A 21,864-nucleotide genomic window follows, 5' to 3' on the forward strand; every position below is an offset into this window, starting at 1 on the left:
CAGGTGATGAGCCTGTCGAAGATCGCCAAGGTCACCGAACAGTCGGTGGCCTTCCAGAGCCACATCGACGGCTCCAAGCATGTCCTGACCCCCGAACGCTCCATCGAGATCCAGGCCGACCTGCTGGGATCTGACATCGTCATGCAGCTGGACGAGTGCGTCGCCTGGCCGGCGGAGGAGAACCGGGCGCGGGAGGCCATGCTGCTGTCGGCGCGCTGGGGCCAGCGGTCCAAGGCCGCCTTCGGCCAGCGAGACCGCCAGGCCGCCGATGGCGTAGCCGTCGAAGCCGATCTCCACCAGCCGCTCGGCGGACTCCCGGCGCAGGGCCTGGAGGGTCGAGCCCTGCTGGATGCCGAACAGGGCCTGGTGCTCTCGCTCGCCAAACGCCGCCTTGCAGCGCGCGCCCCAGCGGGCCGACAGCCGCAGGGCCTCGGCCGCGCGGGTTTCCTCCGCCGGCCAGGCGACGCACTCGTCCAGTTGCATGACGATGTCGGAGCCCAGCAGATCAGCCTGGATCTCCACCGACCGTTCGGGCGACAGCACGTGGCGCGAACCGTCGATATGGCTGGCGAAGGTCACGGCCTCTTCCGTCACCTTGGCGATGTTGGACAGCGACATGACCTGGAAGCCGCCGGAATCGGTGAGGATCGGCTTCTCCCACCGCATGAAGCGATGCAGGCCGCCCAGGCGCGACACCCGCTCGGCGCCGGGCCGCAGCATCAGGTGATAGGTGTTGCCGAGGATGATGTCGGCGCCGGTGGACGCCACCTGATCCACCGTCAGCGCCTTGACCGTCGCGGCCGTGCCCACCGGCATGAAGGCCGGCGTGCGGATATCGCCGCGGGCGGTCTTCAGCACGCCGGTGCGCGCGGCGCCGTCCGTGGCGGCGATCTCGAAGGGAAAGGCGGCCATCAGTCGGCCCTCCAGAGCAGGCTGGCGTCGCCATAGGAATAGAAGCGGTAGCCCTGGGCGATGGCGTGGCCATAGGCGGCCCGCATCGTCTCCAGGCCCGAAAACGCGCTGACCAGCATGAACAGGGTCGAGCGCGGCAGGTGGAAATTGGTCATCAGCCCGTCGGCGGCCCGGAACCGGTAGCCCGGGGTGATGAAGATGGCCGTATCGTCGGCGAAGGGGCGCACCACGCCGTCCTCGCCTGCGGCGCTCTCCACCAGCCGCAGGGAGGTGGTGCCGACGCAGATGATGCGGCCGCCCGCAGCCCGGGCGCGATTGAGCCGCTCGGCCGTCTCGGGACTGACTTCGCCGAACTCGGCGTGCATCCGGTGGCCTTCGATGTCGTCCACCTTGACCGGCAGGAAGGTGCCGGCGCCCACATGCAGGGTGACGAAGCAGGTTTCGACCCCGGCCGCGCTCAACCGATCCATCAGCTCAGGGGTGAAGTGCAGGCCCGCCGTCGGCGCGGCCACCGAGCCGTCGGCCTGGGCGTAGATGGTCTGGTAGTCGGTCTGGTCCTGTTCGTCCTCGGGCCGCTTGGCGGCGATATAGGGCGGCAGGGGCATGGCCCCGCGAGCCTTGATCGCCTCGTCCAGGGCGGGGCCGGCCAGGTCGAAGGCCAGCAGGATCTCGCCCCCGTCGCCCTTCTCGACCACGGTGGCGTCCAGGGCGCCCAGCAGGCAGGCGCGATCCTCGGCCTCGCCGAAGCTCACCCGGTCGCCGGGCGCCAGCCGCTTGCCGGGGCGCATGAAGGCGCTCCAGCGGTCGGGGGCGCTCCGCTTGTGCAGGGTGGCCTCGACGGCGACGACGCTCTCGCCCCGGGTGCGACGGCCACTCAGCCTTGCCGGGATCACCCGGGTGTCGTTCAGCACCAGGATGTCGCCGGCCCGCAACTCGCCAGGGAGATCGCGGACCTGGAGGTCCGCCAGGGGCTGGCCCGGCGTGACCCGCAGCATCCGCGCCGAATCCCGGGGCTGGGCGGGACGCAGGGCGATGGCGCTGTCGGGCAGGTCGAAGTCGAAATCGGCAGTCTTCATGTGACCTGCGTCAGGCCATGCAAGACCCCGCGCGTCAAGCGCGGCCTCATGCTAGAGCCGGGCCCATGGGCCTGATCCGAGTCGTCATCACGCGCATTCTCGAGGACATCGCCGCGGCGCTCGCCGTGCTGGCGGCCCTGGTCATGCTGGCCGCCCAGGGCGGGCGGTTCAGCGACAATCTGGACGTCGCCACCCATTTCGTCGTGGTGTTCATCGCCGTGGCCGTCGTGGCGGCCGTCCTTGCGATCCTGACCCCGCCGACGCGACTGCGCCGGTTCACGCTCGGCACAGCGGCGGTCGCCATCGGTCTGGCCGGCGTGCTGATCCTGCCCGAGATGTTCCGAAAGACTGGCCACGCCGCCGATGCCGAAACGGCCAGCCTCCATCAGATCAAGCTCGTCCAGATCAACAGCTGGAGCGGCCGCAACCAGACCCTGGGCGACACCGCCGACTGGATCGTGGCCCAGGATCCGGACATCATCGTGGTCGAAGAGGCCACCCGCAGGTTCCAGCGGGCGCTGGAATCGCGCGCCGCCTATCACCGCACCTGTGATCCGGACGATCGCTGCGAGGTCATCATCTACAGCAAGGTCGCGCCGATCTCGGCGGGCCTGCCCAAGGTCCGCGAGGGCGCCTACTTCCCCGCCACCCGCGCCACCTTCGCAGCCCCAGGGGGCGAGTTCACGGTGATCGGCGCCCACTATACCTGGCCCGTGCCGGCCGGACCGCAGCAGCAGCAGAGCCTGCGCCTGACGACGATGGCCAGGCTTTATGACCGCGAGCGGCTGATCATCGCCGGCGATTTCAATTCGACCCCGTGGTCCTTCACCCTGCGTCGGCAGGACAAGGCCCTCGGCCTGATCCGGCGCAACCAGGGCATGTTGAGCTGGCCGGCCATGGCCTTCTCGCGCTGGAACATCCACATGCCCCTGCCCTTTCTGGCCATCGACCATGTCTATGCCGGTTCCGACTGGGTGACGCTGGGCGCCGAACGGGGGCCTGCCCTGGGCTCCGATCACTTTCCGGTGGTGGTGACCCTGGCCCTGCCCCCGACCGACTAAAACGCCGGCCGGGAGAGAGCGCAGCGTCAGGCGTCGGCGGCGACCTTCATGGAGACGATCTTGCCCGGGCTGCGCGGCGGCTCGCCCTTGGGCAGGGCGTCGATGTGCTCCATGCCTTCGGTCACTTCGCCCCAGACCGTGTACTGGCCGTCCAGGAAGCGGGCGTCATCGAAGCAGATGAAGAACTGGCTGTTGGCCGAGTCCGGCACGGCCGTGCGGGCCATGGAGCAGACGCCGCGGACATGAGGCTCGGGATTAAACTCGGCCTTGAGGTTCGGCTTGTCCGAGCCGCCTGAGCCGGTGCCGGTGGGATCGCCGCCCTGGGCCATGAAGCCCGGGATGACCCGGTGGAACACCACGCCGTCATAGAAGCCCTCGCGGGCCAGTTCCTTGATGCGGGCCACGTGGCCCGGCGCCAGGTCGGGACGCAGGCGAATGGTCACCGGGCCGGCGTCCAGCGTCATGATCAGGGTGTTTTCGGAATCCATCACTTTACCTCGGAGGGGATTTTGAGATTGCAGGCCGAGAAATCGGCCCCGTCTTCGGCGCGCATCTGCGCCACCTGGGCGGCGAACCAGGGGCCTGCGGTGTCGACAACGCGCAAGGCCGGCCTTTCGGCCCCAGGAATATCGGCCAGCATCCTGGCGCGGAGCATCATGTCCTGCGGCGGGGTCACCGGCTCACCCACCTTGAGAGCGCGCACAGCCTCGAGCCCTGCGACGACGCGGCCAAAGGCGGTGTAGCGCCGCTCCAGCGAAGGGTAGGCCTGACGCATCAGGAAGAACTGGCTGTTGGCGGAGTTCTCTTCCGAGCCCCGGGCCATGCCCGCCACGCCGGGGCAGAACAGCGGCCAGGCGGTGATCTTGTTGTCGGCGGTCATCGCCATCAGCATCGGGCTCTGGGTCATGACCGGCACGACTCCGACAAAGCCGGTCTGGCTGGAGCCGGAGTCCGACACGGCCACGAACGGGTCGGACGCCCCGCGACGGAAGGTGAACTCCGCCGTCATGTCGGGCAGGTCGGAGCCGCCAGCGCCGCTGTCCAGGGGGTCGCCGGTCTGGGCCATGAACACGTCGATGACGCGGAAGAAGCTGCGCCCGTCATAGAAGCCCTGGCGGGTCAGGGTCTTGATGCGCTCCACGTGGGTCGGCGCGATCGTCGGCGACAGCTCGACAAAGACAACCCCCTTGTTGGTGTCGATCACCATGACGTCGTCGGGGTTGGGCGTGCGCCAGTCCTGGGCGGCGGGAGCGCCGAGGGACGGGGTCTCGGCCGGCGAGGCGGCGCGCTGCGCCATGGCCGGGGTGGCCGCCGTCGCAAGCGCGAGGGCGATGATCAGGGAGATACGGGTCATGGGATCACTCGTAATAGGCGAAGGCCTCGACGACCAGCCCGTCGGCGCCAAAGCAGACCACCTCGACCACCTCGGCCTCGGTGCGCGAGCTGTGGTAGCGGATCGCCACGGAATCCACGCCGGCAAGCACGCTGCGCAGGGTGAAGTGGAGATCGGGGATCCGGCGCAGGGCCTCGCCCCAATAGGCCGCCAGGGCCGCCTTGCCCGCCACCCGGCCGGAGGCGTCGCCGGTGATCTTGGCCGCTGCCGGGCTGGTGAAGACGACATCCTCGGCATAGTGGGAGAGGATCGCCTCGAGGTCGTGGCGGTTCCAGGCCTCGATCCAGGCCCGGGCGAACGCCTCGCCCGTCGGCATCAGCCGCGGACCTTGGCCAGCAGGGCTTCCTTGACTCGCGGACTGACGAACTTGCCCACCTCGCCGCCGAGGGTGGCGATCTCCTTGACCAGGCGCGAGGCAATAGCCTGGTGTCGGGGATCGGCCATCAGGAACACCGTCTCGATCTCGCGATCGAGTTGCTGGTTCATGGCGGTCATCTGGAATTCGTATTCGAAGTCCGCCACAGCCCGCAGGCCGCGGATGATCATGGTCGCCCCGATCTGGCGGGCGAACTGCAGCGTCAGGCCCTCATAGGGCTGGACATCGATCTCAATGGACGTGGCCAGGGGAGCGGTCTCGGCCTTGATGATCTCCACCCGCTCGTCGAGGGAGAACATGGGCCCCTTGCCGGCGTTCACGGCGACGCCGATCACCAGCTTGTCCACCAGCTTCACCGCCCGACCCATGATGTCGGAATGGCCATTGGTGATCGGATCGAACGTGCCCGGATAGAGCCCGATGCGGGTCATACGACGCTTCCCCGTGTTCTAATTCGTTCGGCTTTCGCCGCCCCGCCCGCCGATTGCAAGACCTAATCGGCGCTGTTGGCGCCCGGATCGTCTCCGGCGTCTTCGTCGCCCCCTGAGATGGGGTCGTCTGTGACAGCGCCCACCGAGCCCTCAGCCAGGCGCTCGACGGAGACCACGTGCTCGTCGGCGGCGGTGCGGAAGATGGTCACCCCTTGCGTGTTCCGGCCGGCGATGCGGACCTGGCTCACCGGCGTGCGGATCAGCTGCCCCTGGTCGGTGACCAGCAGAAGCTCGTCCCCGTCCTCGACCGGGAAGGAGGCGGTCAGGCGACCGCCTCGCTTGGTGAGGTCCTGGGCGATCAGGCCCTGGCCGCCACGACCGGTGCGGCGGAAGTCATAGGCCGAGCTGCGCTTGCCGAAGCCCTCGGACGAGACGGTGAGGATGAACTCCTCGGCCGCGCCCAGCGCGGCGATGCGCTCGACGGGCAGGCTGAGATCAACGCCCTCGATCTCGTCGTCCTCGACGGCTTCGGGCGCGACGGGTTCGTCAGCCTCGCCGGAGGCGGCGGCGCGGATGGCGTTGGCATGGCGCAGATAGGCGCTGCGCTCGGCCGGCGTGGCGTCCACCGAGCGCAGGATGGCCATGGAGATGACGCTGTCGCTCTCGCCCAGGCGGACCCCGCGGACACCGGTGGAGTCGCGGCTGGCGAACACGCGGACCTCGCCCACGGAGAAGCGGATGCAGCGGCCCGCCGAAGTGGTCAGCAGGACGTCCTGGTCGGCCTGGCAGACGGCCACGCCAATGATGGCGTCGCCCTCGTCCAGCTTCATGGCGATCTTGCCGTTGCGGTTGATCTGCACGAAGTCCGACAGCTTGTTTCGCCGGACATTGCCCGAGCGCGTGGCGAACATGACGTCGTACTGATCCCAGCTCGCCTCGTCCTCGGGCAGGGGCAGGATGGTGGTGATCGCCTCGCCCTGCTCGATGGGCAGCAGGTTGACGAAGGCCTTGCCGCGGGAGTTCGGCGCGCCGACCGGCAGGCGCCACACCTTCAGCTTGTAGACCTTGCCGCCGGAGGAGAAGAACAGCACCGGCGTGTGGGTATTGGCCGAGAACACGCGGGTGACCACGTCCTCGTCCTTCATGGACATGCCCGAACGCCCCTTCCCGCCCCTATGCTGGGTGCGATAGGTGGCGAGCGGCGTGCGCTTCACATAGCCCGAATGGGTGACGGCGATAACCATGTCTTCGCGGGCGATGAGATCCTCATCGTCCATGTCGCCGCCGCCCTCGAGGATCTCGGTGCGGCGGGGCACGGCGAACGCGGTCTTCACCTCGGTCAGCTCGTCACGGACGATGCCCATGACCTTTTCCCGGGAGGCGAGGATTTCGAGGAAGCCCTGGATGGCGCCGGCCAGTTGCCTGGCCTCGCCGAAGATCTCGTCCTGGCCCAGCCCGGTGAGGCGCGACAGGGTCAGCGCCAGGATCGCCCGGGACTGCTCCTCGGTCAGGCGGATCTGATGGCCCTCGACCAGCACGGTGCGCGGGTCGGCGATCAGGTCCACCAGGGGCATCATGTCCCCGGCCGGCCAGGCCCGCGCGGTCAGGCGCTCGCGCGCCTCGGCCGGATCCCTGGACGACCGGATGATGTGGATGACCTCGTCGATATTGGCCACGGCGATGGCCAGGCCGACCAGGACGTGGCCGCGGTCGCGGGCCTTGGAGAGCTCGAACTTGGTGCGGCGGACCACGACCTCTTCGCGGAAGTCCACGAAGGCGACGATCAGGTCGCGCAGGTTCATCTCCCGCGGACGCCCGCGGTCCAGGGCCAGCATGTTGACCGGGAAGGACGACTGCAGCGGGGTGAAGCGATAGAGCTGGTTCAGCACCACCTCGCCCGAGGCGTCGCGCTTGAGCTCGACCACCACGCGCATGCCATCGCGGTCGCTTTCGTCGCGCAGGTCGGCCACGCCCTCGATCCGCTTGTCGCGGACAAGCTCGGCGATCCGCTCCACCAGGGCGGCCTTGTTGACCTGATAGGGCAGCGCCGTGATCAGCACGGCTTCGCGATCCTTGCGGATTTCCTCGATGGACGCCTTGCCGCGGGTCACGACCGAGGCGCGGCCGGTCAGCATGGCCTGGCGTGAGGCGGCCCTGCCCATGATCTCGCCGCCGGTGGGGAAGTCGGGACCCGGCACGATGTCGGCCAGTTCCTCGAGTCCGATGGTGGGGTCGTCCACATAGGCCAGGCAGGCGTCGATCACCTCGCCCAGATTGTGCGGGGGAATGTTGGTGGCCATGCCCACGGCGATGCCGCCGGCGCCGTTGACCAGCAGGTTGGGGATGCGCGACGGCAGGACGGCCGGCTCGTGCTCGGACCCATCATAGTTGGGCTTGAAGTCGACCGTGTCCTTGTCGAGGTCGGCCAGGACCGACATGGACGCCTTGGTCAGGCGACATTCGGTGTAGCGCATGGCCGCCGGCGGATCATTGTCCACCGAGCCGAAATTGCCCTGACCGTCGATCAGCAGCAGCCCCATGGAGAAGGGCTGGGCCAGCCGCACCAGGGTCATGTAGATCGCCGAGTCCCCGTGCGGATGGTACTTACCCATGACGTCACCGACGACCCGGGCCGACTTCACATAGCTGCGGTCAGGGGTGTGCCCCTGCTCGCTCATGGAAAACAGGATGCGGCGGTGAACGGGCTTGAGCCCGTCGCGGGCGTCCGGCAGCGCGCGGCTGACAATGACGCTCATGGCGTAGTCGAGATACGAGCGCTTCAGCTCGTCCTCAATGGCGATAGGGGCGATGCCCCCGCGCCGGCCATCATCCGGTGGGTTATGAAGATCGTCGGTCAAGGCGGGGAAAAACCGTCAGAATCGGACACAAAACGCGAAGTCAGGTGTTAGCATTCTCAGACGGTTGCGCCAACTTTACGGCCTCACCGGGATCATGCTCCCGCCCGTCCGCTGCTAACATGCAGGATTGGTTCAGGTTGAAGGCGCTAGACCAGTCTCCTAGATTTACCAGGACATGATGATGAAACGCCTCACGCCCTTAGCCCTGACCCTTGTCGCCCTGGCCAGCCCCGCGGCGGCGGCCAACTCCATCCTGCCCGGTTACTGGGAAAGCACCAACCGCGTGCTCTCGCCGATCCGCACGACGGATGTGGAAAAGCGTTGCCTGACAGAGGCTGACGTCGAGAAGTTCATGATGGGACCCAGCAACCGGCACTATACCTGCACCTATCCCACCCGGTCATTCGCCGGCGGCAAGATTCTGCTGAAGGGCACCTGCGTCAGCAAGAAGGGCCGCCAGGTGGCGGTGTCCGGCGAAGGCGCCTTCACCGAGACGAACTTCAAGCTGACCGCCAATATCGCCACCACCTTCGCTGGAATTCCGGTCTCGGGCCGCGCCAGCACCGAAGCCCGCCGGATCAGCGGCACCTGCCCCCCCAAGGATACCGGCGCGTCGGACTAGGCGGGGCGCACACCAACGAAACGAGGGCGACGCCAGCCGCGTCGCCCTCTTTTTTTGACCTTGCGTCCGGCGTCTGCGCCGAAAGCTCAGGCGGCCGTCTTCCAGGTCGGTTGCAATTCCACATGCGGCGGGCAAGGCGCCACCTCGCCGACCGGCAGGCCGCCCAGTTCGTTGGCGAAGCCGTGGTTGACGTCGCGATGGTGGGCCTCGTCGGCCCGGACCACCAGCACCACGTCGCGCAGGGTGGCGGTCTCAGGCAGGCCCCAGTATTTCAGGGCGATGGCCGGCGCCGGCAGGTTAGGCGAGCGCCCCTCGTCCAGTTCGGCCAGGTAGTTGGTATAGCTGATCACCGCCTCTTCCTCGAAATAGCCCACGACCCGGTGGGCGGTCTTGGCCGAGATCAGGTAGAGGGCGAAGAAGGCCAGATAGAACACCCATTGGACGGCGACGATCACGAAGCGCTCGAACAGGGTTGGCTTGGCCACCTCGATGAAGGTCATCAGGTGCATGCGCTCGTTCTCGGCCTCATCCATCAAGGTCTTGATCCAGCCCTTGTCGTCGCACATGCGGCGCAGGCAGGTCAGGTGGTTGATGGTGGCGCCGACCATGCCCGGCACCGCGGCCACCGTCTCCAGCACCACCGCCCGATGGCCGTAACGCTTGGCGAAGAAGGTGTCGGCGCAGAAGCGCAGCACCTTGGTGAAGCCGAAGGCCACCCTGTCCGAAACGCCCCGGGGGGCGTGGTGAACCGAAAGATCGACGAGGGGGGCGGTCATGGTGGTCATCCTTGGTGCGCCCTTGGCTGGGCGTTCATCCGATGGCCATGGAATAGACCCCTGCCCGCCGGCCCGAAATTCCGCGCCTGTCCCTAGGTAGCCGCCCGGAGCGACCCGGTGACGCAGGGGCCAACGAAATGGCCAGCCCCCGGAGGGACTGGCCATTGACGTCGCAATCGAGGCCAGGCCTCGGATCAGAAGGGGATCTCGTCGTCCAGATCGGCGGAGAAGTCCTCCCGCGGACCGGAGGGCTGGCTGCGGGGGCCGCTGGAGGAGAAGCCGCCGCCAGAGCCGCCGCCGTCATCGCTGTCGCCGCCGCGACCGTCGAGCATGGTCAGTTCGCCGCGGAACTTCTGCAGCACGATCTCGGTGGAATACTTCTCTACGCCGCTCTGGTCGGTCCATTTGCGGGTCTGGATGGCGCCCTCGATGTAAACCTTGGAGCCCTTGCGCAGATAGCTCTCGGCCACCTTCACCAGGTTCTCATTGAAGATCACCACCCGGTGCCACTCGGTGCGCTCCTTGCGCTCGCCCGAAGACCGGTCGCGCCAAGTCTCCGAGGTGGCGATCCGCAGATTGGCCACCCGGTCGCCGGAGGAGAGCGCGCGGATCTCGGGGTCTGCGCCCAGATTGCCCACCAGAATGACCTTGTTGACGCTGCCCGCCATGTCGATGTCCTTGAAGTGCCAGAAGAATGAAGTCGGAGGCTGCGCCCAGGCTAACCCTCGGGCGCGACGCAATCAATGAGATGTTCTGCCTGTGTTCTCAGGCTTGCGTGTCAGGGCGCCGGCGCGCGGGGCATGGCCCCGGGAATGGCCAGGCGGCCGTCCCCGGTGCGAACCAGGGCCAGATACCGATTCTGCTCCATCGAGGGCGAGGTAAAGATGCCCTCGCGCTGCAGGAAGATGAAGTTGCCCTGATAGGCGCCGACCATGGTGCGGGTCGAGCCGCCCATCTGCAGGAACCGCACGCGGATCGCCTCAAGGGCGGCCGCACAGTTTTCCAGGTCAGGCTGGGTCCCGGGCAGCTTGTTGTACTTCAGTTCGCCGTCCTCGCGGACCACCTGGTAGCAGATCTCGCGATCGCCAGGCGGCAGGGTTCGCTTCTGGCAGGCGGCCAGCGCCAGGGCGCAGGCGCCCAGCAGGATCACGGTTCTCAACATCGGCAAATCCTACACCGGGTTCGTGGCCAGGGCGAGGTGTCAGCCGACCGGATTGATAGCGCAGCCAGCGCCCTGTTCCGCCAGGGTCCGGAAGCGCCGATTGTCGGCAGAGACCTCGACCCGGCCGGGCACCAGGCGAAGGGTCTGCTGCATCCAGCGGCCATAGGTGGCCGAGCCCGCCGGTTCGCAGCGGCCGGCGAACAGGGTCTGGACGCAGGAATCGAGGGTCAGGTCGCCAGGCAGGCGACGCCATTCGGCGCCGGCATAGCGCCAGCAGGCCCCGGCCGGGGCCGGCTGAGCCACCTGGCTTGGCAGGTTCGGCGCGATGACGCCCTCGGCAGGGCCCGGGGGCGGCGCTGCGGCGGTCTCCACCGGCGGCGGCAGGGGCGTAAGAACCGTCCCGGCCTCATCGGCGGCGGCCAAGGCGCCGGTTTCATCGACCCCCACATCCAGCGCGCCGGTGGCCACGCCATTGCGCTCGGCGCACTCGCTCAGGGTCACCTCGCCGACGAACTGCCCGCCCACAAAGCACCGCAGGGGGCGGGCCGGATCCAGGCGACCCTCGTCGAGGTCGGTCGTCTCCACCACCAGGCCGCCTTGGGAGGCCGGCGGCGCATCCGGCGCCGCGTCGTCGCCCCGCGCCAGCAGCCCGACCGCGATCCCCATCCCAGCCAGGAGGGCGAGCGCGCCGCCGGCCAGGGCCAGCACAATCCGACGGTCGTTCAGGAAATCCATGGGGCCTCGCGCGCGGGGGTCCTGCCAAAGATCACATCGAAGCGCCCGGCGCCTCCACGAAATCCGATCAGCGATGCGCCAGGCTTGTCGGCGCAATCCTCAGGGCTCCGGCTCTAGACCGGGCCTGTGACCGTGGCAAGACGGGGCGTCAACCGCCGCCGGTCAAGCGGTCGAGGGCGGCCTGATAATTGGCGATCTGGTTGGTCATATAGGCCGGCGCCTTGCCGATAGCCGCCGCGGCCTCCCGTTGCGCCAGGACGCTCTTGGGCGTCGCGGCGTCGCGCAGGGCGGTATAGATTTTACGGATCACCCCTTGGGCCTGGGTCAGTTCGGAAATGGCGTGGCGCACCTGTTCGGGCGTGCCGAGATTGAGCTTCGAGTGCAGGCCCAGGCCATAGAAGTCGCCCTTGCCGTCGGCCGAGATCGTCTTGCCGTCCTCAAGCTTGGTGGCGCGGATCACGCCTTCGGGGAGGCCAAGAACGCCCAGGGCGTCCTGACCGGCCTTGCCCGGGGTGAGTTCGATGATCGAGCGTTCGTTCAACGGCTTGATCTGCAGGCGACGCACGCCGTCGGTGACGGCGGTGTCGACCTTGACCTGGAAACCCGTCACCCGCCGGATCTTGAGCATCAGGCTCTCAAGGGTCTCGTCGACGGCGATGGTCACCGTCTTGGGGCGCCCGCCATTGGCGCTGATGTTGAACTCATCGCCAGCCCGAAGGCCGCTGACGGCCGTCAGATGGGATGAATCCTTGAAGGTCAACTGGCCGGTCGGCAGACCGAGGCGATCCAGGACACTGGCCCCCTGGTCAGCGATGGTGATCGAGCCCGGGGTGGCGAAGCCGTCCTTGCCGGTAAAGCGCTGGGACCAGACCACCTCGCCGGCCGCCACATCCAGGCGCGCCAGGAATCCGTCGACCTCGCCCTTGGAGACCAGGCCAGGCAGATCCTCGACGCCCGCCTGCCCCGTCAGCCAGACCTGTCCGCCCGAGACGGCCAGGCCCGCGGCCTTGTCATCGCCGGCCCCGCCGTAATAGGCGACCGCATCGGCCGGGGTCGCGGTGAGATCAGCCGAAATCTGAGCGGCGAAGGCGTCGATGCCGCCGGCATGGGCGCGGGTCACCGTCCCGGCGTCCAGGGCGGTGTTGCGGGTCGAGCCGGCGATCACAAGATTGCCGTTGTCGAGGGCCAGGCCCGTGATGGTCCCCCCTTGCAGATCGCCCAGATCGCGCTGGGCCACCTGAACCGGGGCGCCGCTGGAGATATCGAAGCGCCGCACGACGGCGCGGCCATTCTCCACGCTGGCGGTGACCAGGGCGTCGCCGTCCACCACCAGGCCCGCCGGCTTGTCGTCGAAGGCCGTGCCAAAGGACTGGGTGAACAGCGACACGGGCTCGCCCTTGGCGTTCAGCCCAAAGCCTTGAATGTAGGAGTCCGTGCCACCCAGGGCGGTTGTCCCCGGCATCGATGATTTCGAGCGACCGGAGACATAGACCTGCCCATCGGCCCCGAAGGCGATGTGGGTGGCCTCGTCCTCCTGCCGCGAGCCGCGGCGGGCGGTCCAGACTTCCTCGCCCTTGTCGTTGAACACCGTGACGAAGCTGTCGCTCAGCTCCGCCAGGGCCGGCGAGGCGCCGGAATTCAGCGGACCATCCACAGCGCCGTTCAACTTCCCGGTGACCGAGCCGGCCACGGCCACCCGGCCGTCCGCAGAGACCGCCAGGGCCAGACCCTTGGCGTCTTCGGAGGCCCCGAGGACGCGGGAATAGATCAGCTTGCCTGCGGAGTCGTACTTGAGCAGCGCCACGTCGCGCTCGCCCTTGATCGACTGGCCGGCGATGTCGCCGGTGACGTCGGCCAGGATGTAGACCGAGCCGTCGGGTCCGGCCTGGGTGGCGCGCACGGTCTCGATCTTGCCTTCCAGAGGATTGGCGAAGATGCGGCCCTCGACCCAGTGGGCCTCGCCGGCCGGCTGCAGGGGCGCGCTCACAGCGCCGGTCTCGGTCTGGAATTTCAGCAGTTGGTTGATCTGCACGCCGTCATTTGTGTCGGCCTTGCCGTCCGGATCGGGGTCCCCGACCTTCTGAGTCATATAGATGGCTGGGGTGGTGGCCGCCGCGGTGAAGGTCACCTGCTCGGTGATGTCGGTCTTGATCTTCATCGCCCACTGATCGGGCGCGGGTTGCAGCTTGATGGTCCGGCCGGCCGAGGTGAAGGTGCGCTCCTCACCCGGGATCCGGTGTTGGGCGAAACGTGTCGTGACTCCAGCGGCTTCCAGCTTGGAATTGATGTGATTGATCACATTGGGCAGCGTGCGGGACTGGGCGCCCATCTCGGACAGATCGATGGCGATATTGATGCTGGTGTTGATCTGTTTGATCGCGATGTTGAACTTCACATCGCCTTCAAAGGCCGGGACTGGGCTGCTCGCCGTGCCTGACACCAGGGGCGCTGTCACATACTCGCTCTTGCCCCGGGAAATCCCGACCTTGGCCCGCGCAGTGTTCGCCACCTCGGAGAGGCCAAGGCGAACGTCGTCGAACTTGGCGCTGTCCACATAGCCAGTGAGCTCGGCCATGCCCTTGGCGAAGGCCGTGGTGATCCGGTTGGTGTCGAAGCTGGTGAGGTTCTTGGTGTTCATCTTCTCGGCGAGCGCTGTCAGCGTGCCGAGGCCCTGATAGAGGGCGAAGAGCTTCTTGTAGTCCGAACTGGCGCCGGACAGGTCGAGGGTCGCGGCGGACTCGTCGATGATTCGCCCGCCCTGCAGCGCGCTCTTCAGCAGGGCCGAGGAATCGATCGGCTTCGCCTGTGTCGACCAGGGCGCGGTGGGCGCGTATTTCTGGGTGACGGAGCTTCCCGACGAGGATGACGCGCCGCCACCAACCTTGCCCAGCTTGGCCTGGTAGTAGTTCATCAGCAGATTGGAATCGAACCCAATCACGGCGTCCCCCTACGCAGACCTATGCCTGCCCATGCATCATCGGGTCTCAAGCCTTACGGTCGGTTAAGCTGAGCCAAATGAATGGCCAACAACACCTGTGGGCGCCGAGCCGTCACAACGCCCTGGTGAGACCTGAAGCACAAAAACCTACTGGAAGAGCGACAGGATGACCTGCGGCGCCTGGTTGGCGATCGACAGGGCCTGGGCGCCGAGCTGCTGCTGCACCTGCAGGGCCTGTAGCCTGGCGCTCTCCTTGGCCAGGTCGGCGTCGACCAGATTGCCCACCCCGGCGGTGAGTACGTCGGTCAGCTTGTCGATAAACTTGTTGTGGGCTTCGATCTGCTTGGCCTGGGCGCCGAGGCTGCCCAGGGACTGGTTCACATTGGCGATCGAGGCGTCTAGCTGGGTGAGGATGCCGCTGGCCAGAGTGCTGGTGGTGATCGAGGCCGCGCTGGCCATGGTGATGATGCCGCCGCCCAGGGACAGGTTCTGGGTCGACAGCGTGATGTAGGCGTTGGCGTCGGCATTGGCCAGGAAGCGGATCGAGCCCGCCACCGACCCGTCCAGGATATTGGCGCCGTCGAATTCCGAGTTTTCAACCACCTGAGTGATCTGCCGGAGGATCGACTTGAAGTCCGAGTCCAAGGCTATGCGGGATGAGGAATCCAGCGAGGTGTCCATGGCCGACACCACCTTCTCCTTAAGCTGCACCAGCAGGTCGGAGACCGACTCGCCGGCGGCCATGGAGACTTCGGAGATGGATTGGGCCCGGTTGAGGCTCATCTTAACGGCGCCGAGGGCGCCGATATCAGCCCGCTGCCCCTGGGCGATGGACCAGACCGAGGCGTTGTCCTTGGCGTTGCCGATCCGCAGGCCAGTGTTGATCCGGTTCTGAACATTCGCCAGTTCGTCATTGGTCTTGTTCAGATTCTGCAGTGCGACCAACGCCGACTTATTGGTGTGAACGCTGATCGCCATGCTCGGACCTCCTTCATCGTCCGCCACCCGTCTCGCCTCCTGGGCCGAGTCGCGGGTTGCTGTTCGAGATGCAAGCTATGGAATCATGGTGTCTAGAGAGTTAACGCCCATACGCCAGCGGCCGCCTCGGCGCGCCGAGACGGTTGAAAGGACTCATCTTCTTTGGGTCTGAGCGGGCCAGACCCGAGGCTCAGACCAGGGGCTCAGGCCACGGTGCTGATCACGTCGCCGACGTCGTAGTCGGGGCGCTCCTTCATCTTGAGCACCTCCTCGCGGGGGATCTGGGAGATCACCTCGCCGGTCCGGCGGTCCACCGTCTTGTAGACATAGGCGCCGGCCTCGTCGTTTTCCTCGATGATCAGACGCACATCCGCCAGATCTGATCTGGGGGCGGGCCTCGGAGCAGCTTCACGTTTCTGTGGCGGCGCATTTGGCGCGGGCCGTTCGAAGGTGACGCTGTTCGTGGCCGCAACTGCCGCCACTCTGTTTTCCATGTCGCATGTGCCGGGACGTTTCTGTCGCCGGCCTCCCTCTTGGAGGACACGGTTGGCGGGGAGGTCGCCCTCCCCGCCCGCCGCGCCTGACCCCGACGACCAGCGCCGGGGTCAGAACTTCCGTTAGCGGAACAGGCCGAGCAGCGTGGAGCTCGACTGGTTCGCGATGGACAGAGCCTGAATGCCCAGCTGCTGCTTGGTCTGCAGCGACTGGAGGCGGGCGCTTTCCTTGGCCAGGTCGGCGTCGACGAGGTTACCCACACCGGCGTCGATGGTGTCCTGCAGCTTGCCGACGAAGTCGGCGTGTGAGGTCAGGGCCCTGGAGCCCGTGCCCAGCTTCGACAGGGCCGAAGACACGTTGGCGATCGAAGTGTTGATCGTGGCGATCATCGCTGCGGCCGCAGTCTGGGTGCCGATCGTCGAGTTGTCCGCGACAGTCACATTGCCGCCGCCAAGCGACAGGTTCTGGGCGGCCACCGTGATCTTGTTCTGGCCATCCGCGCTGGCGAGAGCCGCCACCGTGGTGGGCGTCGTGGCCTTGATCATGTTGGCGCCGTTGAACTCGGCGTTATTGACCACCTTGGTGATCTGGTCCCGCATGGCCTTGAATTCATCGTTCAGGGCCACGCGGCTGGCGGTGTCGAGGGTCGTATCGGCGGCCGCCAGGGCCTTTTCCTTCATTTGCAGAAGGGTGTCGGAGATGCTTTCGCCAGCCGAAAGGGCCACGTCCACGGTCGAAACCGAGCGGGACAGGGATTCCTTGACGGCGTTCAGGGCGCCCGATTCCGAACGCTGGTTCTGGGCGATGGCCCAGATGGCGCCGTTGTCCTTGGCGCTGGCGACCTTCAGGCCCGTATTGATCCGGGATTGAACGGTGCTCAGGTCGCTCGAGGTCTTGTTGAGGTTCTGCAGGGCGACCATGGCCCCGACATTGGTGTTAACGCTATTCATGCGCCTAGGTCCTTGTTCTTAAGGAAACCGGCCGTCGTTTTGACCGCCGTGGGCGTTTTGCCCAAACCATAGGCAGCAACAGACGCGCCAAGTCGCGTCAGCTTGAGCCGAACTCGCAAGTTTCTGGATTCGTTGGGTTATAGGTCCATTAGGCACGTTTTGGCCCGGCAGAATGTGCCGGACGCCAAAACGCCCGGAAAATTCTGCCTAGTCCCACCCGGCAAAAAGCGCCGGGCGAAGCCTGCCCGGTGAAAAGTCTGCCGGGCGGCGACCAAGCGCCGCCCGGCTTCAAGACGTTAACGGAAGAGCGACAGCACCGTGCCCGACGACTGGTTGGCGATCGAGAGCGCCTGGATGCCCAGCTGCTGCTTGGTCTGCAGCGACTGGAGCTTGGCGCTTTCCTTGGCCAGGTCAGCATCGACCAGATTGCCCACACCGGCGTCGATCGAGTCCTGCAGCTTGCCCACGAAGTCCATGTGCGACGAGAGCGCCCTGGAACCAGTGCCAAGCTTGGACAGCGCCGCCGAGACATTGGCGATCGACGTGTTGATCGTTGCGATCATCGCCGAGGCCGCGGTCGTCGTCCCGATCGTGCTGGTCGCCAGGATCGTCACATTGCCGCCATTCAGCGCCAGATTCTGGGCCGCCACCGTGATCTTGTTCTGACCGTCAGCGCTGGCGAGAGCCGCCACCGTCGTCGGGGTCGTGGCCTTGATCATGTTGGCGCCGTTGAACTCGGCGTTGTCGACCACCTTGGTGATCTGGTCCCGCAGGGCCTTGAAGTCATCGTTCAGGGCCACGCGGCTGGCGGTGTCGAGGGTCGTATCAGCGGCCGCCAGAGCCTTTTCCTTCATCTGCAGGAGCAGATCGGAGACGCTCTCACCCGCCGAAAGGGCCACGTCCACGGTCGAAACCGAACGGGACAGGGATTCCTTGACGGCGTTCAGGGCGCCGGAGTCCGAACGCTGGTTCTGGGCGATGGCCCAGATAGCGCCGTTGTCCTTCGCGCTGGCGACTTTCAGACCGGTGTTGATGCGGCTCTGGGTGGTGTTGAGATCCGTGTTGGTCTTGTTGAGGTTTTGAAGCGCCACCATGGCGCCGACATTGGTGTTGACCGAATTCATCGGCATGGCCTTGTCCTTCCATTCTGGTCGGGTATCCGGCGATTTTTCGCCAGTGAGCCGTTCTTGGCTCGCAGGAACCATCGCAAGCTGCGCGCCAGAGTGGCCCAGCCACGGCAGGATAGGTAAACCGCTGATTCACTGAGTTATTTTGGAACTCGAAAACCATAAGCAGGTGGACGCTGAGGGTGAGCCCGCGCCCTGCGGCAGATTCCGCCGAGTCAAACCTGCCGGGCCGGCAAATTATGTCGAGACATACGAAAAGGGCCCGGCGAAACGCCGAGCCCTCTGGAATTGGATTGAACCTCAATGAGCCGTACGGCGCGCCTCAGGCGGCCTCGGCCGCGGACGGCGAAAGCCCCTGCATGATGGTCCGGTTGACGTCGATCAACGCCTCGAAGTCGTCTTCCCTGCGGATGACCAGACTGGTGTGCTTCTGAACCCAGATGCTCAAGGAGATGAGCTGAGCGCGCAGGGACTCGGGCAGCTTGTTATCCGGATGAGCGCAATCCTCGCCGAGGGCGAGCCACAGGCGCCTGTTCCAATCCAGCGCATCGGCGCGGACGCCAAAGGCGTACGGATCGGCCTTGGACGCCTCGATCAAAGCCCGGGTCACCTGCGCGAAGAGACGATATTCCGCCTCGCGCGGGGACTCAGCTCTCTGCGCCGCCTGTTGGTAGGCTCGAAGGGACATTACCCAGCACCTCGTCTTCGTAATCGATTAGCTTCCGGCACAGCATGAGCGCCTTGTAGTACTCGCGCGTCATGGTGTGCTTGGAGATGGATATGCACTCGGACAGGATTCCGGGGTTGCGCACGGCCCCCATGAATTCCGACAGGCGCCGCACGAACTCGTCGTAGTAACGATCAGCCCCGGCCTCATCGAGGTACATCATCATGACCGGGAAGTAGACGCGCCTGGCCGGCGTCGTCACCTCGTCCTGCTGCATGATGTCCTTTTCACGCAGCACCGACGCCTTGTTCTGGAGCACCAGGGTTCCCCGGCGATCGCCGTTTTGAACGACAGCGCCGTTCAGAACGAACTTCTCGCCCGGTTTCAGCGACAGCTTGAGCGGCAAATGCTCGACCCCCGAAAGACGCGCCCCACGCGATGGACCCAAGGCCAGCCCCGAATCCGGAACTGTCTGGATAGGCCCAAGCTATGCGGCGACCGTTAATGACCTCTTGCCAGCCCTGCGGCGCAAGGCCGCGTTTAAGCAAGAAGTAACCATACTGGCCTGAAGCATGGCCCCGATCACGCAAGAAATGGAGGCGGTGATGAGTCGTCCGGCCCGCACCAGCGACACATCATCCATCGCTCTATCCGCCGCGCAGCCCAGACCGGCCAACGCCGCCATGGCTGCAGACGCCATGGGAGCCTCTGGCTCCAAGGACGCGCTGCGCCAACTCAATGCGGCGATCACCGAACTCAAGGCCCTTTCCATCGCGCCGATCCTGCGGCGCGCCGTCGCAGCTCTGGAGGCGGAAGACCACGAAACCGGCGGCAAGCTCGCCATCCAGGCCCTGGAGCATGACGAGCGCAACGGCTTCGCCTGGTATCTGCTGGCCATCGCCCGGGAGCGCGCCGGCGACTTCATCAACTCGATCACCTGCTATCAGTCGGCCCTGGCCCTGCTGCCCAACCAGGCCGAGGTGGCCAACGATCTGGGGCGGCTGGCCTTCCGCATGGGGATGAAGGCTGAGGCCGAGAAACTGTTTCGCCATTTCCTGGCGGCCAAGCCTAACCATCCCGAGGGCGCCAACAACCTGGCCTGCGCCATTCGCGACCAGGATCGGGCCGATGAAGCCATCGAGGTGCTACGGCCGGCTATCGAGGCCCACCCGGAGATGGCCATGCCCTGGAACACCATGGGCACCATCGTGACCGAACAGGGCGATCTGGCCACGGCGCGCCTCTTCTATGACGAAGCCCTGCGCCTGCAGCCCAGCTTTCCCAAGGCGCAGTACAATCGCGGCAATGTCCGCCTGTCCCTGGGCGATCCCGCCGGCGCCCTGGTCGACTGCGACATCGCTCTGTCGGGCGTCACCGCCGAGGACGAGCGCCAGATGATGCGCCTGTCACGCTCGACCGCCCTGCTCGAGCTTGGCCGCACCGCGGAAGGCTGGGAGGAATACGAGGCCCGCCGCCACCCCCTGTTCGCCGACTGCACGCAGTATCAGGCGCCGGGCGCGCCCTGGAGCCTGGACACAGACCTGGCCGGGCGCAGCCTGCTGGTGTTTGGCGAGCAGGGCCTGGGGGACGAGGTGATGTTCGCCAATCTGCTCCCGGACCTGATCACCGCCCTTGGGCCCCAGGGCCGGCTGGTCCTTGCGGTCGAAATGCGGCTTGTGCCTCTGTTCCAACGCAGTTTCCCGCACGTCGAGGTCGGCGCCCACGCGACCTATGGCGTCGCCGGGCGCTCTGTCCGGGTCGCGCCCTTCCTGGACGAGGCCCACGCGCCGGAGCTCTGGGCGCCCCTGGGCTCGCTGCTCCGCAGGTTCCGGCCCACTGTCGACGCCTTCCCGGCTCAGCCGGGGTTTCTGAAGCCTGCGCCCGACCGCGTCGCCCACTGGAGTCGGGTTCTGGAGGAGGCGCCCACAGGGCTCAAGGTCGGCCTGCTCTGGAAGAGCGCCCTGATGAACAGCGCGCGCCGGCGCTTCTTCTCCGCCTTCGAGGCCTGGCGCGAGGTGCTGGCCACCCCCGGCGTGACCTTCGTCAACCTGCAGTACGGCGATTGCGCCGCAGAGCTGGATCAGGCCCGACGAGAGATGGGCGTGGACATCTGGACTCCTCCGGGCATCGACCTGAAGCAGGATCTGGACGACATCGCAGCCCTCACCTGCGCCCTCGACCTGGTGATCGGCTTTCCCAACGCCACGGTGAACCTGGCCGGCGCCTGCGGGGCCAGCGCCTGGGTGACCTCGGCGCCGGGCGCCTGGCCCCGCCTGGGGAGCGACCACTATCCCTGGTACCCGCAGATGCGGGTCTTCACGGCCCCCGCCCTCGGCGACTGGGGCCCGATGCTGAGCCAGATGGCGCAGGCCCTGGCCGAGCCGGGCGGTCCGCAGTTGCGTCGGGCGCCCACGCCCTGACGAGGGCGCCGGGGCGCGGCGCGTCCACCGAAGCCGCCGCAGGCGCTCAAGCCGCTTGAATGTCCCGCGCCGCCCTTTAGGTTGGCGTCAGTTGAAACATTTGTTCGAAAGCGGGCCTCTCTGAACCCGCGCATATTGGGAGCTCATATGGCCGAGCGTTTCGAAGGCACAGACGATTACGTCGCCACCGAGGATCTGAAGGTCGCCGTCAACGCGGCCGTCGCGCTGGAACGTCCCCTGCTGATCAAGGGCGAGCCCGGCACCGGCAAGACCGTGCTGGCCTACGAGATCGCCAAGGCGCTCGACGCCGAACTGATCACCTGGCACATCAAGTCGACGACCAAGGCCCATCAGGGCCTTTACGAATACGACGCCGTCACCCGCCTGCGCGACAGCCAGCTGGGCGATGAGCGGGTCAAGGACGTCAAGAACTACATCAAAAAGGGCAAGCTCTGGGAGGCCTTTGACGCCCCCAAGCGCCCCGTCCTGCTGATCGACGAGATCGACAAGGCCGACATCGAATTCCCCAACGACCTCCTGCAGGAGCTCGATCGGATGGAATTCTACGTCTACGAGACCAATGAGACGATCAAGGCGGCGATCCGCCCCATCGTGATCATCACCTCGAACAACGAAAAGGAGCTGCCCGACGCCTTCCTGCGCCGCTGCTTCTTCCACTACATCCGCTTCCCCGACGCCGACACGATGAACCAGATCATCGAAGTCCACTATCCCGGGATCAAACAGAAGCTGGTCGCCGAGGCCCTGCGCATCTTCTACGACATGCGCAAGGTTCCGGGCCTGAAGAAGAAGCCCTCCACCTCGGAGCTGCTCGACTGGCTCAAGCTGCTGATGGTCGAGGACATCGACGCCGCCTCGCTGGCGGA

The 21,864-nt window shown here is 66.5% G+C and carries 21 protein-coding genes and 2 pseudogenes; 5 read left to right on the forward strand and 18 right to left on the reverse strand.

The window, feature by feature from the left end; all coding sequences use genetic code 11:
* Positions 1-6: 6 nt before the first annotated feature.
* Positions 7-216: pseudogene (locus Q7S93_RS14990) on the forward strand (tRNA-guanine transglycosylase); the annotation flags it as partial.
* Between the two features lie 36 nt (positions 217-252).
* Here the strand turns inward: Q7S93_RS14990 and Q7S93_RS14995 are convergent.
* Both Q7S93_RS14995 and queA read right to left on the reverse strand, forming a co-directional pair.
* Positions 253-912, reverse strand: a pseudogene (locus Q7S93_RS14995) (tRNA guanosine(34) transglycosylase Tgt); the annotation flags it as partial.
* Positions 912-1,988, reverse strand: coding sequence for a tRNA preQ1(34) S-adenosylmethionine ribosyltransferase-isomerase QueA (queA, locus tag Q7S93_RS15000; RefSeq protein ID WP_304714745.1), 1,077 nt, complete (start codon positions 1,986-1,988; stop codon positions 912-914). The gene queA and the pseudogene Q7S93_RS14995, both read right to left, overlap by 1 nt.
* Positions 1,989-2,053: 65 nt before the next feature.
* Between queA and Q7S93_RS15005 the strand changes: the two genes are divergently transcribed.
* Positions 2,054-3,049: an endonuclease/exonuclease/phosphatase family protein gene (locus tag Q7S93_RS15005; protein WP_304714746.1), complete on the forward strand. Its 996-nt coding sequence runs from the start codon at positions 2,054-2,056 to the stop codon at positions 3,047-3,049.
* A gap of 26 nt (positions 3,050-3,075) precedes the next feature.
* On the opposite strand, the gene Q7S93_RS15010 is transcribed toward Q7S93_RS15005, so the two are convergent.
* The 5 genes from Q7S93_RS15010 to gyrA all read right to left on the reverse strand — a co-directional run bounded on the left by Q7S93_RS15010 (position 3,076) and on the right by gyrA (position 8,107).
* Positions 3,076-3,537 carry a peptidylprolyl isomerase gene (locus tag Q7S93_RS15010; protein ID WP_304714747.1) on the reverse strand — a complete coding sequence of 154 codons (462 nt, stop codon included), beginning with the start codon at positions 3,535-3,537 and terminating at the stop codon, positions 3,076-3,078.
* A complete protein-coding gene (locus tag Q7S93_RS15015; RefSeq protein WP_304714748.1) occupies positions 3,537-4,403 on the reverse strand; it encodes a peptidylprolyl isomerase in 867 nt (288 codons plus the stop codon). The genes Q7S93_RS15010 and Q7S93_RS15015 overlap by 1 nt, the downstream gene beginning before the upstream one ends.
* Positions 4,404-4,407: 4 nt before the next feature.
* Positions 4,408-4,758: a nuclear transport factor 2 family protein gene (locus Q7S93_RS15020; RefSeq protein WP_304714749.1), complete on the reverse strand. Its 351-nt coding sequence runs from the start codon at positions 4,756-4,758 to the stop codon at positions 4,408-4,410.
* Positions 4,758-5,249 carry a pantetheine-phosphate adenylyltransferase gene (coaD, locus tag Q7S93_RS15025; RefSeq protein WP_304714750.1) on the reverse strand — a complete coding sequence of 164 codons (492 nt, stop codon included), beginning with the start codon at positions 5,247-5,249 and terminating at the stop codon, positions 4,758-4,760. Before coaD ends, Q7S93_RS15020 begins: the two co-directional genes overlap by 1 nt.
* A gap of 62 nt (positions 5,250-5,311) precedes the next feature.
* Positions 5,312-8,107 carry a DNA gyrase subunit A gene (gene gyrA / locus Q7S93_RS15030; protein ID WP_304714751.1) on the reverse strand — a complete coding sequence of 932 codons (2,796 nt, stop codon included), beginning with the start codon at positions 8,105-8,107 and terminating at the stop codon, positions 5,312-5,314.
* A 181-nt stretch (positions 8,108-8,288) separates the two neighbouring features.
* Between gyrA and Q7S93_RS15035 the strand changes: the two genes are divergently transcribed.
* Positions 8,289-8,729, forward strand: a complete 441-nt coding sequence (locus Q7S93_RS15035) for a DUF3617 domain-containing protein (protein WP_304714752.1) — start codon at positions 8,289-8,291, stop codon at positions 8,727-8,729.
* Between the two features lie 86 nt (positions 8,730-8,815).
* Here Q7S93_RS15035 and Q7S93_RS15040 read toward each other — a convergent pair whose 3' ends face one another.
* From Q7S93_RS15040 to flbT, 11 genes are all read right to left on the reverse strand, one after another.
* Entirely contained in the window at positions 8,816-9,505 is a 690-nt protein-coding gene (locus Q7S93_RS15040; protein WP_304714753.1) for an alternative oxidase, read from the reverse strand.
* A 194-nt stretch (positions 9,506-9,699) separates the two neighbouring features.
* Positions 9,700-10,173, reverse strand: a complete 474-nt coding sequence (ssb, locus tag Q7S93_RS15045; RefSeq protein WP_293320720.1) for a single-stranded DNA-binding protein — start codon at positions 10,171-10,173, stop codon at positions 9,700-9,702.
* 110 nt (positions 10,174-10,283) lie between these two features.
* Positions 10,284-10,667 (reverse strand): hypothetical protein, encoded by a 384-nt coding sequence (locus Q7S93_RS15050; protein WP_304714754.1) that lies wholly within the window; start codon positions 10,665-10,667, stop codon positions 10,284-10,286.
* A 39-nt stretch (positions 10,668-10,706) separates the two neighbouring features.
* Positions 10,707-11,402: a hypothetical protein gene (locus Q7S93_RS15055; RefSeq protein ID WP_304714756.1), complete on the reverse strand. Its 696-nt coding sequence runs from the start codon at positions 11,400-11,402 to the stop codon at positions 10,707-10,709.
* 148 nt (positions 11,403-11,550) lie between these two features.
* Positions 11,551-14,340, reverse strand: coding sequence for a hypothetical protein (locus Q7S93_RS15060; RefSeq protein WP_304714757.1), 2,790 nt, complete (start codon positions 14,338-14,340; stop codon positions 11,551-11,553).
* Positions 14,341-14,487: 147 nt separating this feature from the next.
* Positions 14,488-15,318 carry a flagellin gene (locus Q7S93_RS15065; RefSeq protein ID WP_304714758.1) on the reverse strand — a complete coding sequence of 277 codons (831 nt, stop codon included), beginning with the start codon at positions 15,316-15,318 and terminating at the stop codon, positions 14,488-14,490.
* Between the two features lie 203 nt (positions 15,319-15,521).
* Complete coding sequence (locus tag Q7S93_RS15070; RefSeq protein WP_304714759.1) at positions 15,522-15,686, reverse strand: flagellar protein FlaG; 165 nt, start codon at positions 15,684-15,686, stop codon at positions 15,522-15,524.
* 249 nt (positions 15,687-15,935) lie between these two features.
* A complete protein-coding gene (locus Q7S93_RS15075; protein ID WP_304714760.1) occupies positions 15,936-16,763 on the reverse strand; it encodes a flagellin in 828 nt (275 codons plus the stop codon).
* A gap of 296 nt (positions 16,764-17,059) precedes the next feature.
* The gene (locus Q7S93_RS15080) at positions 17,060-17,893 is read right to left on the reverse strand and encodes a flagellin (protein WP_304714761.1); all 834 of its coding nucleotides are present in this window, start codon (positions 17,891-17,893) and stop codon (positions 17,060-17,062) included.
* A gap of 319 nt (positions 17,894-18,212) precedes the next feature.
* Positions 18,213-18,578 carry a flagellar biosynthesis regulator FlaF gene (flaF, locus tag Q7S93_RS15085; RefSeq protein WP_304714762.1) on the reverse strand — a complete coding sequence of 122 codons (366 nt, stop codon included), beginning with the start codon at positions 18,576-18,578 and terminating at the stop codon, positions 18,213-18,215.
* On the reverse strand, positions 18,538-18,963 hold the full coding sequence (flbT, locus tag Q7S93_RS15090) for a flagellar biosynthesis repressor FlbT (protein ID WP_304714763.1): 426 nt from the start codon (positions 18,961-18,963) through the stop codon (positions 18,538-18,540). The genes flaF and flbT overlap by 41 nt, the downstream gene beginning before the upstream one ends.
* A gap of 199 nt (positions 18,964-19,162) precedes the next feature.
* On the opposite strand from flbT, the gene Q7S93_RS15095 reads away from it, so the two are divergent.
* Positions 19,163-20,977 (forward strand): tetratricopeptide repeat protein, encoded by a 1,815-nt coding sequence (locus tag Q7S93_RS15095; protein WP_304714765.1) that lies wholly within the window; start codon positions 19,163-19,165, stop codon positions 20,975-20,977.
* 147 nt (positions 20,978-21,124) lie between these two features.
* On the forward strand, positions 21,125-21,864 hold a 740-nt coding region (locus Q7S93_RS15100), incomplete at its 3' end, for an AAA family ATPase (RefSeq protein WP_304714766.1).

The sequence above is a fragment of the Phenylobacterium sp. genome (assembly GCF_030646615.1).
Lineage (GTDB): Bacteria > Pseudomonadota > Alphaproteobacteria > Caulobacterales > Caulobacteraceae > Phenylobacterium.